This window comes from Clostridiales bacterium (genome assembly GCA_025757645.1).
Classification (GTDB): Bacteria; Bacillota; Clostridia; order Oscillospirales; family Oscillospiraceae; genus CAG-103.
Genome location: CP107216.1, coordinates 1,608,300 through 1,623,057, shown reverse-complemented (window position 1 = coordinate 1,623,057; position 14,758 = coordinate 1,608,300). Strand labels below are relative to the sequence as shown.

14 protein-coding genes are annotated in these 14,758 nt (G+C 46.7%); 1 reads left to right on the top strand and 13 read right to left on the bottom strand.

Annotation, left to right across the window (positions count from 1 at the left end; genetic code table 11):
• Positions 1-12 precede the first annotated feature (12 nt).
• From OGM61_07740 to OGM61_07695, 10 genes are all read right to left on the bottom strand, one after another.
• On the bottom strand, positions 13-1,689 hold the full coding sequence (locus OGM61_07740) for a recombinase family protein (GenBank protein UYI83746.1): 1,677 nt from the start codon (positions 1,687-1,689) through the stop codon (positions 13-15).
• A gap of 55 nt (positions 1,690-1,744) precedes the next feature.
• Positions 1,745-1,906 carry a hypothetical protein gene (locus OGM61_07735; GenBank protein UYI83745.1) on the bottom strand — a complete coding sequence of 54 codons (162 nt, stop codon included), beginning with the start codon at positions 1,904-1,906 and terminating at the stop codon, positions 1,745-1,747.
• Positions 1,907-1,985: 79 nt separating this feature from the next.
• On the bottom strand, positions 1,986-2,336 hold the full coding sequence (locus tag OGM61_07730) for a type II toxin-antitoxin system PemK/MazF family toxin (GenBank protein ID UYI83744.1): 351 nt from the start codon (positions 2,334-2,336) through the stop codon (positions 1,986-1,988).
• Between the two features lie 498 nt (positions 2,337-2,834).
• On the bottom strand, positions 2,835-3,248 hold the full coding sequence (locus OGM61_07725; protein UYI83743.1) for a sigma-70 family RNA polymerase sigma factor: 414 nt from the start codon (positions 3,246-3,248) through the stop codon (positions 2,835-2,837).
• 637 nt (positions 3,249-3,885) lie between these two features.
• Positions 3,886-6,519 (bottom strand): FtsX-like permease family protein, encoded by a 2,634-nt coding sequence (locus OGM61_07720; GenBank protein UYI83742.1) that lies wholly within the window; start codon positions 6,517-6,519, stop codon positions 3,886-3,888.
• A 15-nt stretch (positions 6,520-6,534) separates the two neighbouring features.
• Complete coding sequence (locus OGM61_07715) at positions 6,535-7,200, bottom strand: ABC transporter ATP-binding protein (protein ID UYI83741.1); 666 nt, start codon at positions 7,198-7,200, stop codon at positions 6,535-6,537.
• 143 nt (positions 7,201-7,343) lie between these two features.
• On the bottom strand, positions 7,344-8,375 hold the full coding sequence (locus OGM61_07710; GenBank protein ID UYI83740.1) for a HAMP domain-containing histidine kinase: 1,032 nt from the start codon (positions 8,373-8,375) through the stop codon (positions 7,344-7,346).
• Positions 8,372-9,055 carry a response regulator transcription factor gene (locus OGM61_07705; protein ID UYI83739.1) on the bottom strand — a complete coding sequence of 228 codons (684 nt, stop codon included), beginning with the start codon at positions 9,053-9,055 and terminating at the stop codon, positions 8,372-8,374. Before OGM61_07705 ends, OGM61_07710 begins: the two co-directional genes overlap by 4 nt.
• Positions 9,056-9,116: 61 nt before the next feature.
• A complete protein-coding gene (locus tag OGM61_07700) occupies positions 9,117-9,293 on the bottom strand; it encodes a DNA-binding protein (GenBank protein UYI83738.1) in 177 nt (58 codons plus the stop codon).
• Positions 9,294-9,416: 123 nt separating this feature from the next.
• A complete protein-coding gene (locus OGM61_07695; protein ID UYI83737.1) occupies positions 9,417-9,830 on the bottom strand; it encodes a sigma-70 family RNA polymerase sigma factor in 414 nt (137 codons plus the stop codon).
• 218 nt (positions 9,831-10,048) lie between these two features.
• Between OGM61_07695 and OGM61_07690 the strand changes: the two genes are divergently transcribed.
• Entirely contained in the window at positions 10,049-10,291 is a 243-nt protein-coding gene (locus OGM61_07690; GenBank protein UYI83736.1) for a hypothetical protein, read from the top strand.
• Between the two features lie 141 nt (positions 10,292-10,432).
• On the opposite strand, the gene OGM61_07685 is transcribed toward OGM61_07690, so the two are convergent.
• From OGM61_07685 to OGM61_07675, 3 genes are all read right to left on the bottom strand, one after another.
• On the bottom strand, positions 10,433-12,772 hold the full coding sequence (locus tag OGM61_07685) for an ABC transporter permease (protein UYI83735.1): 2,340 nt from the start codon (positions 12,770-12,772) through the stop codon (positions 10,433-10,435).
• Entirely contained in the window at positions 12,769-13,452 is a 684-nt protein-coding gene (locus OGM61_07680; GenBank protein UYI83734.1) for an ABC transporter ATP-binding protein, read from the bottom strand. The genes OGM61_07685 and OGM61_07680 overlap by 4 nt, the downstream gene beginning before the upstream one ends.
• A gap of 62 nt (positions 13,453-13,514) precedes the next feature.
• Entirely contained in the window at positions 13,515-14,750 is a 1,236-nt protein-coding gene (locus tag OGM61_07675; GenBank protein ID UYI83733.1) for a HAMP domain-containing histidine kinase, read from the bottom strand.
• Between the last annotated feature and the right edge of the window lie 8 nt (positions 14,751-14,758).

Genomic DNA, 14,758 nt, shown 5'->3' with positions numbered 1-14,758 from the left:
TTTTTCACCGCCTTATTCAGATATTCTATTCAGCAGTGCCACAGTCTCAACGGTATTCCCTTTGTCCCACAAAAGCTCCGTAACTTCCCCGCCATCCTTGAACACCGGAAAATTCAAACCAATCCGCTTTAGCGGATATTCAGACTCGTCATTCCTGTAAATTTCAATTTCCTTAATCAAGGCTGTGACCACATTTCTCTTTTCTTCGTCATTTATTATATTATAAACGCAGTCGAAATTCACCATGATTTTGTAAATATTCTCAAGAGTAATTGCCTGCTGCTTAATTGCATCTCGCCGAAGTCTGGCATCTTCGATTTTTTCCTCCAGCTCAACAATGACATCATATAGGGAATCTAACCGCAAGGTCATATCATGGAGCTTTCGTTCCCGGTATTTTGCATCAGCAGGGAGACTGTCAATTTCCCGTTCCAATCTTGTTTTATTCAGATCAACTTCCTTCAGCTTTGCCTGATAGCCCTCCAGTTCTTTATCCACTGCTTTCGTGTCAATCTGAACGCCAATCCGTTTTTTAATGGCTTGGGCATATTCCTCATTCCTTACGATCTCACGAATTGCCTCAATGACCATCGGTTCAATATCGGTCTTTTTCAGCATCGCCTTATATTCACAATGCTTACCCCGGACCATCCTATTCCGACTACATACATAATAGTAAATTTCTTTGTAAGTGCCATCTTTATTTGTCCATGCGTGTTTATTCGTATACATGGGACTTCCACAAACCGGGCATTTCAGCAGACCTGATAACAAATGAACTCGATCCCGCCCAATTTTTGACGGTTGCTTTACTCCGGTTCTAAGACGCTTGGCATGAGCCTTTTCCCATACCTCCTCACTAACGATTCCTTTATGCTGTCCCTCTGTCAGAATGTAATCGTCATTTCTTTTCATCTGGTAATCGTTTTTTGTGCCTTTGACTTTTTCCTTCGTTCTCCGTCCATAGGCAATTTTACCGCAATAAACCGGGTTATCCAATATCAGTTTAATAAAATGTCCTGTCCAATCCTCTAATGTGCCATTCTGCCTCGGAATTTTCCGTATACCTTGTAAGTTCAACTGATTCGCAATACCACCCAAACCGATTTCCGATGAAGTATATAATTCAAAAATCTTCCGTATTGCCACAGCCTCTGTTTCTTCAATCATCAGCTTGTTATCTTCCAGTGTATATCCGTAGGGAGCAAAGCCACCATTCCATCCACCCTGCCGTGCCTTTTCGCGCCGCCCGTTCATCGTCTGCTCGATAATATTCTCACGCTCAATCTCAGCCACAGCAGATAGTACAGAAATCAAAAGTTTTCCGCTTGTCTGAGAGGAATCAATCCCTTCTTCTATGCAAATCAGATTTACACCATAAGATTGAACCAACTCCAAAGAGTTAAGTATATCTGCTGCATTACGGCCAAACCGTGACAGCTTATACACTAAAATATAGTCAATGTCCAAGCCATCCTCAATATCTCTGAGCATTTTTTGAAAGGCAGGTCGTCCCTCAATGGATTTACCGGATTTACCGGCATCTTCATAAGTATCAACAACGATCATTTCCTCACGATCCGCAAATCGTGTCAGCATATTTTTTTGACCTTCCAGGCTGTATCCGTCCACTTGCATCTCTGTGCTGACCCTCGGATACAAAACACAGCGTTTTCCATATCGGTTCATAATTCATACCTCCAAAATTTACTTTTGGAAAATATCCTATGTAAAGCTGCGATTCTCACGCAGCTCCGTCAACCTCGCCCAGCACTCTCATACCATATTTCTCGATAATATGTGCCAGCGAAGTGATAAACGCTTCAAATTTTTGTTCCGCCAGAAGTTCTTCTGACCGGATTTCATCTGAAGGAATCAATGCGCTTTTATTCTGGATATTCTCCATTCAGAATCACCTCCGCAATTCCTAACGAAATTATAACTCTACTTGCACAGCCTGAAAATGATACGGCCTTTCGGCACTTTTATGTAATCCCCAGACTACACAAGAGCGTCTTGTTTATGTTTTCCATGTCATCCTTGTTTAGATGACCAATATAGTTTTTTAACCTCGACTTGTCGATTGTTCTGATCTGTTCCAGCATAACAACAGATGGTTTCATCAAACCGCATCTGTCGTTTAAGTGGTAATGCGTGGGGAATTTTCTGCATTTTTTACTTACACTGGTAATTGCTGCAATAATAATCGTAGGACTGAAACAATTTCCCACATTGTTTTGAAGAATGAGTACAGGACGAGAGCCACTTTGTTCGGAGCCAATACCAGGACTTAAATCAGCCGAATATATGTCACCTCGATGGAATTTTTCAAACATCACTCTCGCCTCCTTAATATCTTAATACTTAAACAGCCGCACCAGTCTGAAAAAAATCTTCGGATAAAAACCTGGTGCGGCTACTGTTATTCTGTTCGGATTACTCGTCATATTTGCCACGCCCCCTAACGCTGGGAACATAGCAGGTCTCCGCTGGCGCGGTTGTCATAACTCCGCAGCGTCGTTTTACTCGTGCGCCGCAGGGTTCCCCCCAAGTCTTTAGGAGGCCGTGAGGAAGTATCTTTAAGCCCCCGTGCAGTCCTCGCGCCGAATCTGCCACCATCCGTTTTGTGGAATCGTAGATCGCTCCAAAGCAGCTTTGTTCATCACCTCCCTGACTGCTCTATCTTCGCGGCGTTCCACACTCGCTCGTACACGGGTTATGTACCTGTTATGCTGTCTATGAAATTGTCAAAGTGCTGTTGAAGGGGGAAAACTTGTCCTTCTTATTAACTCTGACAAAAAGAGCAAAAAACGAGCGCACCAAACGAAACTTTTTCAAAAATACTTTGCCAGCTGCTTCAGACCACGCCGGATGCTGTCACGGACACGGCTTGGGTCTACATCCTCCGCTACTGCTATCTCGCTCACACGCATACCCAGGTAATACCGAGCATAGATCCGCTTGGCCTGCTTCTCCGGCAGAGCCATCACTGCGGCGTAGAGCTGCTCCCGCAGCTGCTTTTCCTCCAGGAGCATTTCCGGCGTCTGGGGCTTCATCAGGATCGCATTTTCAATGCCGTTATCACAGTCCAGAGAGTAATGCGCTTTATAGCGATACATCCTCCGGTCATAAGCAGCTTCTGCACGCTCAGCGGCACGGATCGTCTCCAGCACATCTTCTGTTACTTCTACAAAATGATCGTTTTTATAAACATCGGGATATAAGTCCCTAAGATTGACTTTCTTCATTATGTACCTCCATTTCGATTCACGGGCGGTTGACGAGTGAATCGAAAGGAGGCGGGGATCGGCAGCGACATACTTCGGACGCCTTCCCGAAAAATCGAAAGCAAAAAACGCCAACTCCCCGTAATGGGAAATTGGCGCGACAAAAATACCTACTATTCTGCTGATTTAGATGGAACGATAATACTGATAGATAGTCATACTCCCCCGGAGGAGGGGCAAGACTTTTTTTAGCTGGTGTAACTCATGGCTATTGTGAATGACGAAAATTGACATGGCGGCATCCTCCTATGTGCCGCCGTACCAGATTGCAGGGTGTAGGGTCGTCGTTCATTTTAGATAGACGAAAGGAAACGGCGGCTCTGATTTTTTCAAAGCCACCGTTGCAAAGTGCATAACAATATAGTCGCTGTACGATGGCTTTTTTTCTTTTGCCATCGTGCGGCAACTTTTTCACTTTTCTTTTATTTTAACAGGCAATCCTCACAGAAATGTCACGGGCATACGCCATTTCGACAAAATAACAAGCTGAAATCTCACCAATCTGTGAGATTTCAATTTTTTTGAGGAAAGCCGAGAGGAAATGCCTCCTCCCGGCTTTCAATAGGTTTATGATTATTTATTGTAGCAATCTCTGCCGTTACTCCGAAGTCCTCAGCCGTTCCACCACAGTTCCCTTGTTAAAGAAGTGGAGAACAATCAGCGGAATGACCGCAGCCAGCAGCAGATAAAGCACACCAATGACCAGAACAGGAACCAATGTAATGTTCAGGGTAAAGAACCACATGGAGGGGCCATTTAATGCGCTCTTTAGCACCGTGACTGCCAGGACCGCTGCGGCTGCTCCGCCAATAATGTCTGCGCCGGCGGCATAATAGATGCCCTCATAGACCATCAGGCGGCGAAGCTGCTTGCCGGTCATACCGATGCTTTGCATGGTAGCGAACTCATGGCGGCGGGTGATGATGTTGGTAATAATCATGTTGGTAAAGTTGATCAGTCCCGCAAAGGCCATGATGCAGCCAATCAAACCGCCGATAACCAGAATCATGCTGCGGACCGAATCAAGTTGCTCTTTCAACAGCTTGGTGGAAGTATAGGCAACCGAAGTATTTTCGCTCACATAGCTGCTCAAGAATTCTTCCATCTGCGGCTGCAAGGCTTCCTCCACATTGAATCCATAAGTCAGAAGCGTGGGAGCGTCATAGATTTCCTTGAATACAGTGTCCGGCAGATATACAAAAGGAGCATCACCGGCGATGTGTGCCTGAGCGGTAGTGCCTGTGGGCGTTTCTGTTTCTGTTCCCACGAGAATCGCTTTTGCAAGGATGGTGCTGGTTTTGACCAGTTCCCCATCCTTGTAGAAGGAAATGCTCTCCCCGACCTGTAACTGATCGGTCAGCGGAGTGTTATTTGGTTCCTCTGTCAATTTGTCGATGGGGCAACCAATAATGACATATTCTCCGGTAGCCATTTTCTGCGTTAAGGTTTCGGCATCTTTTTCGCCTTCAAAAATACGCATATCCGCCCAGAAATTCTCGGAGGCTCCCATCACATTACCAAAATAGCGCCTTTCGGTATCAGAACTTGTGTACAGGCTATATCCCTGATAGCTTTGATTTACAACGCCTTCTTCCTCATGGAATAGCTCTATACCGCTTAAATCTTCAAACCCATAGTCAACCAGCACATTTCTATCGTCCTTTGTATTTCGGTAAAGATAGCGTTCATCCTCAACTCCGGGCTGTCCGGCAATCAGATCCACTGCCTGTTGTGAGAGCGTATCTTCATGGTGCTGAACGCCCTCCATTACATTAAATGCGGCGGAGTTATAGACATTAAAATCTGTTCTGGTAACACGGTTTACCCACTTTTCTTCATCAAGGCTTTGCGTCACAATGATGATAGAGTTAAACAGGACGATGCACAGAAGCAGGGAAATAATGATAAACGCTGAACGCCGACGATTGCGCCCCAGGTTGGAAAAGGCCATGCGGGACAGCTTTACTCTATTGGTACGCTTGGCACTGCTCTTTTTATAGGCGTTCTGCTCGGTGTAGCGGATCGCCTCCAGAGGAGAAATCTTTGCCGCCTTTTTTGCAGGCTTCCGGGTGCTGATAAGCACGGTCAAAATTGTAAAGAGAGCGGCAATAACAAAGATCAGGGGCGAGGTCGATACGGATGTACCCACCATAGAGTATTCAAGGTTAATGATCTCTGTCACGATAGGAAGCAGCACCCAACCGGCAAAGAAACCGGCAATCAGACCAATAGGCAGTCCGATCAGCGTGAGCCAGACCGCCTGACGGTTCACAATGCTCTTGATCTGCCGTGTGGAAGTTCCAATCGTCCGCAGCAGACCGTATTGACGAACATCCTGCATCACGGAAATATCAAAGATATTGTAGATCAGCAGGTATCCGCACACGACAAACATCAGGATAAATACAACAGCAGGCACGATGGACTCTGATGAAGTCAATCCCTGGGACATTTGATTTTCGGAGGCGAGAATGAAATTGTCTGCGCCCATATCCTCTGGATTGCCGCCAATGGAGTAAACGAACTCATTCAACTGCTGCTGAACATTTGCTTTATTCTTCAGCACGACATCGGAAAAAGTAACGCCGGACATTACATGGTCTACCGCATAAGTGTTCTGAACCACATCGGGATTTTCTTTTATAAACTGCTCTGAAACAGTCGCAACGCTCACAGAGTCATTGCTTGCTTCCCACCAGCCGGAAAGCACCATATCGTAATGATAAGTTTTCCCCCGCAGTTCAAATTCTAACGGAACCTCTGCGCCGATCTCAGGTTCTACACCCAGCGCCTTCAGCGCCAAATCCGTAGTGGCGATCTCATTCGCTTTCTCCGGTGCAGCTCCGTGGGTAGGCACACAGAAGGTCAGTTCCTGCTGCACACTATCTTCATAATTGATTTCAATGGAATGGCTGGAAGTGTTGCTTGCATAGCCAATGATACGCCGGTGTCCTGCCTGGTCCACAAAATCGCTGTTTACAAGCTGCTCGTACTGTTTCTCCGTCATATACCCCAAAGTGCCATCCGCCTTGCTGCCTTTCTGCATTTGCAGAGAGAGTTGGATGGAGGACGCCATATTGAACGCCAGGGAAGTGATAGAGGTAAACAGGAAAGCAGTCAGGATAATTGCCAGCAGTGCAGCCAGATTGCGTACCTTATTCTTCTTGAAATAGCGTTTGGATAGCTTGGTAATTACTTTGGAATTATTGTTGCCAAATAGAATGTCATTCATAGTCCCGCCCCCCCTTTACTGCACGATCTTACCATCCTCGATCCGAATAATGCGGTCGGCAAGCTGGGCGATCTCACTGTTATGGGTAATCATTACGAGGGTCTGGTGGAATTTCTGGCTGGTAGTTTTCAGAAGCCCCAGCACATCGGCGCTGGTCTTGCTGTCCAGGTTGCCGGTGGGTTCATCAGCCAAGACAATAGCGGGCTTTGACACCAAGGCGCGGGCAATGGCTACGCGCTGCTGCTGGCCGCCGGAGAGGTTATTGGGCATATTGTTCAGCTTATCCTCAAGCCCCAGCATCTGCACTACTTCGTTCATAAACTTCTTGTCTACCTTGTTTCCGTCCAGCTCCACAGGCAACACAATATTTTCAAAGACATTCAGCACCGGTACCAGATTGTAATTCTGGAAGATAAAGCCGATCTTTCTTCTGCGGAAAACGGTCAGTTCCTCGTCTTTGAGTTTGGACAGCTCCTTGCCATCCACGACCACCTGGCCGGAGGTGGGCACATCCAATCCGCCGATCATGTTCAGCAGCGTGGATTTACCACTGCCGGAGGTTCCTACGATAGCTACAAATTCTCCTTTTTCAATAGAGAGGGTCACACCATCCAAGGCTCTGGTAATGTTCGGCTCTGCACCATAATATTTTTTCAGTTCAGTCGTTTGCAAAATGCTCATAGAGAACACCATCCTTTCTTTTTGATAAACCCATTGTAACGACCAAACCTCACAGAAATGTCACGAGCCACAAAAAATTTCCGCTAAATTCAGCCCCAAATGTCACGAATCTGTGACATTTCAATTTTCGGGGTGTGCTTACTCTACTTTCGGAGCAGGAAAACAGAAAAGGTTGAGCCTTTCCCAACCTCAGACGCTACCCGGATATAACCGCCCTGCAAGGTCACAATCTCACGGGCCAGATACAGACCGATTCCAATACCGTCCACATCATGCACCACATCTTCCCGATAAAACCGCTTGAAAATCGTCCCCTGGTGCTGCTCTGAAATGCCGATGCCGGTATCGGCAATGTCGATCTTCACATACATTTCCCAGCCTTCCACCGACACACGGATCTGCCCGCCTGCCGGGGTGTATTTCACAGCATTATCCAGAATGTTGAACAGGGCTTCGCTTGTCCATTTTCTATCATGGCGTGCATCCAAATGCTCCGGGCATTCCACCTGCACATCTATCTTTTTCTTTTCGGCATTGAGCAAAATCCCGCCTAGGGCAGCGGCAAGGGTATCGTAAACCGGTTGCTGTCTCTGCTCCAGCGAAATGACTCCCGTTTCCAGTCGGGAGGTTTTAATCATGGCTTGCATGAGGAAGCCCAGCTTATCAAGCTGGCTGGCCTGGGCTGTCAGAAATTCCTTTTGCTTCTGCGGAGGAACCTCATTTTCAAGCAGCGTGTTGTTGATCATTTTCAAGTTGGCAATCGGGGTCTTGACCTGATGAGAGATGTCAGAGATCAGCTCTTGTAGGTCAGTCCGTTCCTTTGCGATGCTGTTTTTATTTTCCTGCATGACCTCGTACAGCCGCCCCAGCCGATAGTTGATTTTGTAGAACAGGCTTTCTTCGCAGGTTGTCTGCTTCGGCTGCATATTTTCGGAGAGCATATCATCCATCTGACCACAAAAGGCATCGGAGAACCGAACCAGCTTCCGGCGGATCAGAGCCACAAAGAAGATAACGCAGAGCAGTACAAAGAGACTGAACAGGAACACACACCGGACAGCGGTTATATTCTGGGTCAGCAGATAAACAGCGGCGCAGACTGCACCAACCGCCAGCAGCAAAAGCGTTCCCAAAAGGATACAGGCTTTGTTGATGGAGAGTTTTCGCATATTCATTTCGATGCCCCTCCGATCCACATATAGCCCATGCCGTACACCGTCTTGATGTACTGGCATCCCTCTGTTTCAATTTTGTTCCGCACCCGGCTGATGGCCGCAGTCAGGGCGTGTTCATCCACAAAGTTTCCATCGGCATCCCACAGCTTTTCAAGCAGCACCTGCCTGGTCAAAACATTCTGCGGATTTTTGGTCAGTATTTTCAACAGCCGGTATTCCAACGGAGTGAACACCAACGGCTTACCGGACAGGGAAGCAGTCATCTCCGAGAAATTGATGGACAGCGCACCATCCTCATAGCAATCGCCTCCAGACTGTTTCGCCAACCGCCCCAGCACCACGGACAGCTTTTTTTGAAAGACGCTCATAGGAAATGGCTTGGTCACATAGTCCTCCGCGCCCAGCTCATATCCTTTGAGCATATCACTTTCCATATCGTTTGCGGTCAGGAAGATCACCGCCGTATCCGGCCGACGCTCCTTTACCTCACGGCAGAAATCAAAGCCATTCCCATCCGGCAGGTTTACATCCAGCACGATCAGGTCATAGTCCTGCTTGGTCAGAAAGTTGCTGGCTGCTGATTTTGTCAATGCAGAGTCCACGGCATAGCCCGCAGTATCCAGATTATAGCACAAGGTATTATTCAAAAGTCGGTCATCCTCGACTACTAAAATTCGCATTGTATCACACTCCTTCATTCTTAGTGTAGCATCCAAATGTCACAGAAACCTCACGAGAGGATTATTTTTTTGTATTTTTGAAACGGCGGTCTGCCGGTTTCTCTGCATCCTTGGGAATCATCCAAATGGTAGCCATCTTTACAGCGCCGGGGATACGCCCACCGGTACACAGATAATTGATCTGCCTTGGGGTAACACCCCATTTTTCACTTGCTTCTTTCAGCGTCATATAATCCATATAGTTTCCCTCCAATATGGTTTATTATATTTCCTTTGCTCGAAGAATACAAGCGTGCAAATAGGGCGCAAGGCCCTGTGCCAGAAGCATTTTGAGACCTTGCGCCCCATTTGTAGTTCTATCCTAAAAATACTTTGCTAGTTGCTTCAGACCACGCCGGATACTATCACGGACACGGCTTTGGTCTACGCCCTCCGCTGTGGCGATCTCACTCACACGCATACCCAGATAATACCGGGCATAGATCCGCTTGGCCTGCTTCTCTGGCAGAGCCATCACAGCAGCATAGAGCTGCTCCCGCAGCTGCTTTTCCTCCAAAAGCATTTCCGGTGTCTGGGGCTTCATCAGAATCGCATTTTCAATGCCGTTGTCGCAGTCCAGGGAGTAGTACGCCTTATAGCGATACATCTTTCGCTCATACGCAGCTTCCGCACGTTCAGCTGCTCGAATAGTCTCCATTACTTCCTCTGTCACATCTACAAAAAAGTCTGTTGTATAAACATTAGGATAAAGTTCCCGAAGGTTAATTTTCTTCATTATGTACCTCCATTTCGATTCACAGGTGATTGACGGGTGAATCGAATGGAGGCGGAGACCGACACCGGCAGACAACCGGGTCATCTCCGAAAAAATGGCAACAAAAAACGCCAGATTTCCGTGAGGGAAAACTGGCGCGCCAAGAACAGTCATTATTATACTGAATTACATGGAACGATAATGCCGATGCAATGTTATACTTGCCCGGAGGAGGAGCAATGCTTTTTTTAACTGATGTAGATCATGTGAGCTTTGAAAAAGCAAACGAGACACGGCAAAATAACCTCCAATCGGCTACCGTGTCCCTGCAAGTCGTCATAGGATTGTGTAAACGCAAAGAAACGGCGGCTCTGAAAATCAAAGCCGCCGTTTCAAATGGGCGTGTCAAATTGTCTGCTCTACGACGGCTTTTTTTCTTTTGCCGTCGTCCGGCAGGAAATCTTTATTTGTTTCGATTTTAAGGAATCAATCTTACTTCCAAATGACTTCCATCTTACTTATCTGTAAGATAAATAAAAAGGTTGCCCACACCGATCTTCTCGGAGGGACAACCTCTCAAATCCACATGAGTATTTAGCCTATTGGCCGTATGCCATATAATTTTATTGCGAGCTGATATTTTCCACAATCGACATAGCGTGTAATCTTCTTGCTGGGCCTCGTACAGCCAGCGCCGTGGTTGCGAGAATCACGCCTATGATCAAGCACAATTCCAGCCACGGAACACTCCAGGGATTTCCGAATGTGCGAGTGATAAGGCTGGAGTACAGGAACCAATGAAACAGCAATCCGAAAATACATCCCAATATGACACCACTTATGGCATACGAGACAGCTTCCGCAGAAATCATGCGTGTAAGCTGTTGATTACTCATGCCAATGGCACGCATTACTCCATATTGACGAGTTCGGGCGGAAACTCCCATGCTGATGGTATTCATAATATGGAAAATCGTAATGGCTACAATGATTGACAGGAAACCATATACCAATGTTGCAAAAGCATAATAAAGGCCACGTTGTTGCTGTGCTTGGATTAAGACATCAGTGAAAGTGACTCCTTCACCGAACAATGCTTCAACCTCGGCAACATCTTCTTCATCAGAACCAAAGCGGAACTGGACATCCAGGATAGTATACCCAGTCTCACCCGTCAGCTGCGAAAAAGTTTCCTCGGAGCAGATCAGTGTTTCCGTTCTCTCTGCACGAGCCAATAGGCTGTCAGACAAAACACCCCCTACAGTAACTGTTTGATCCTTCCCGTTTATTGTCAGTGTAATGGTATCTCCCACCTGCACTTCTGTTCCTGCGTTTGCCACAAACAAGACCTGTCCCGGCGTGTTCGTTACAGTATCTATAGAACCTGCAATTAGTTGATCTTGCGCCCAGCGGAACTGATTTTCTTCATAGGAGATTAGATTGCTGTTATGGATTGCGCCGCTAATTTGGGCAGGAACATCATAAGCAAACATTCTGCCAAACACTCGACTAACAGCGGAATTTTGTACTACGGCATCCCTTCGATCCGCCGGAATGGAACAAGTATTTGTGTCACTGACAATGGAAAGCTCGGGCGACCATTCTTTCGGCATAAATGCGTTTTCCATAAAGGGAACCAGCGTACAGAACCCTAAAAACAAGGTGATGCAGATTGCAAATGCACTTGTCATCAGAATATAGCTGCGCCGTTTGGCCTTGGCATGATGGATACCAAGTGCTACCTCTACATGCCACCGCCGAGTGTTTGCCGCATGGCGGAACGAGGATTCCTGCTGTGTATTGCCTGTGACAGCCTCCAATGGGGAAACCTTTGCTGCCATTTTTGCGGGGGTCCGAGCCGCCAATAGAACGGTAATAAGTCCCAATACAATGCTCACACCAATGCTTAGCCAGCTAATGCCAAAGATAGGCATATAACCAAACCATACAGTGCTGAGCTGCCGCATGACTGCACACAGTCCCCAAACCACCACGATACTTAACCCGATACCAATGGGTATGGCGGTAATGCACCACTGTAAAGCCTCACGGCGCACAAAGCGCAATACTTGGCGACGAGTGGCTCCCAAACAGCGCAGTAAACCGAAAAACTCCATGCGCTGGCTGACATTACTATTCAAACTACTGGAAATCATCATAACACAAGTTCCCATTACCACCAAAGAAAGCAGAAATGCCATTGTGTATATCTGCGACATATTGGAACCCGGTAGCTGCCCGAGCATACTGAGCAGTTCTTCATTTTGGGTGATTTGTGCATCAGATATGCCGTTTTGCTGCTGAATATCAGCAATGCTGGAACCAACATTAGTGAGCAGCGAGAACCGAACGACATACTGCCAGTTGCCGCTTAGATCCGCAGTTTGAATGCTTGACAGCCCTTCAGGTGTCAAAAGGATTGCACTGGCACTTCCCGAGATCATATTGGCGGCATCATCATCCATAATTCCCGTAATCGCCAGTTGCATTGTACTCCCATCAGGAGAGTTCAAAGCAAGAGTATCTCCCAACGAAATTCCTGCTGTTTGTGCTAATGTAGATGAAACAGCTACCTGTCCAGCTATCTCAGGGAACTCACCTGAAAGGACAGAACCTAAATAAATTTCAGAAAATATTGTCTCGTCCATCCCTGCAACAGAAACGAGCTGATCTGCCACTGTGCAGCCGATTTCTGCGGGAATGTTGCCTTGCCAGCCAGACAAGTCTATTTCAGGGCGGGCAGCAATATATTCGGATGTTTTTTCGTCAATAGCTGTGATTTTACAATGCCAATCTCCAGTTTGATGCCGGGTTTCATCCGTCATGCTTTTCAAATACATATCGGCCAGTCCAAACATGACTGCAACCAGGAAAACCGCCAGCACAATGCAAATGCGTGTCATGCGGCTTTGCCTGCGGTGAACCTTGTTGGAGATAGAAACCAAGTCGAGGTAGTGTTTCATTTCCGGCTCGCCCCCAACTCCTTCAGCACACCATCAGACATATTGAAAATGCGGTCTGCCGCACTTGCATGATTTTTGTTGTGGGTAATCATCAAAATGGTTTGCTGGTACTTGGCCGACATGGTTTGCAGGAGAGCCAAGACTTCCTGACTATTTTTACTGTCCAGATTGCCGGTCGGCTCGTCCGCCAAAATCAGTGCAGGTCGTGTAACCAAAGCCCTGCCGATAGCGACACGCTGTTGCTGGCCACCGGAGAGCTGACTGGGAAGATGATGACGGCGTTCGGTCAGTCCCAAAACATTCAGCAGCTCGTTGACAAACCTCTGGTCTGGCCGCTTGTAGTCAAGCAGCAACGGAAAAGTGATGTTCTGTTCTACATTCAGTTCCGGGATCAGATTAAATGACTGAAAGATAAAACCGATGTGTTGCCGCCGGAACACGGTCAGTTTTTTCTCCGGCATTGAGAAAATATCCTGACCGTCGATCCAGACCTTGCCGGAAGTGGCTTTGTCCAGAGCACCCACAACATTCAGCAACGTACTTTTGCCGGAGCCAGATTCACCAATAATGGCAATAAATTCACCTTTGCGAACCGAAAATGTTGCATGACGCAACGCTTGAACCGCTGCTTCACCTTTTCCATAGGTTTTGCACAAGTCCTGTACTTCAAGAATATTCATACGCAGTACCTCCTTATGGTCACATCATACCCCCTTCGGCTTACTTCCAAGTGACCTGCATCTTACTCATTTGTAAGGCTGAAAAAGTTCAATGTGAAGGTAGTTCCAACATTGAGTGTGCTGGTTACAGAAATAGTTCCCCCATGTGCCTCCACAATAGATTTAGCCAGCGGTAAGCCCAATCCTATCCCATGCACATCTGACGAAAAGCGGCTGCGGTAAAAGCGTTTGAAAATGTTGTATAAGTCCTCTTGGTGGATACCTTTGCCATCGTCTGTAATGACGATCTGAGTCAACAGGGGTGATTGTGTCCATTGCACCGAAATGTGACCGCCCGGTTGTGTGTGTTCCAAAGCATTTTTGACGATATTTCCAATCGCCTCCGACATCCATAGTGCATCGCAATTAAGAGAAATATCATCCTTACCCGAAAGGGTGATCTCTTTGTGATCCTGTTCTGCCCATGTTTCAAATCGTTCCAAAACATCTTGCATGAGAGCGGAAACATTTTCTTCTGCTTTTTCCATCTGTATAATTCCCGCATCCAGGCGCGCCAGTTTGAGCAGTGTATAAATAACGTTCTCCATTCGCTTAATCTCTCGTTGAGATTTTTCCGAAAAGTTCGCCACCGTTTCGGCTTCTCCTTTATGACTGCTTATGATTTCATGGTACATTTTCAAAGCAGATAGCGGCGTTTTAATCTGATGTGATACATCCGAAATGATGTCCTGTAAGAACTCCTTTGTCTGCTTCTGGCTCTCTGCATGGGCGGAGAGAATAGTCGCCATTTCATTGACATCATGGAAAAGGCTATACCAATCACCGGTTTGGGAACATTCAATTCTGGACATAGAATTGCCATCCAAAAATTCTCGAATCTTACTTCCCGCATCATCAATAGCTCTATGCTGGCGTCGCAGATAAAACAGCAGAACCAGATATACCATACCGAACAGAAACAACAGCAGCAAGAATAGATACAGCATCGTCTGATTTCGATATTCCCGAACAGTTGGCAATAGCTGCATAGATGTTGCTTCACTGTATCCAATAGAGGCCAGCGCTTCTTTGCCTCGTTCTATATCGCTTTCGTTGGGGTGAGCAGTAAAAGCTGAAATCTGCAATTTATCCTCATGGTTCAGCTGGTAGCCGGAAACACCATAGTCATGGAGCAACATCTCATGTTGGAAGTCCTTTGCAAGTAAAAACGAAAGTCCTGCGGCAAGTAGAAATGAAATAAGGCAGATGACGGTGATTGCCAACAGTAGATTCTTTGTTTCTTTCCCTAATTTGCCCATACCTTGTC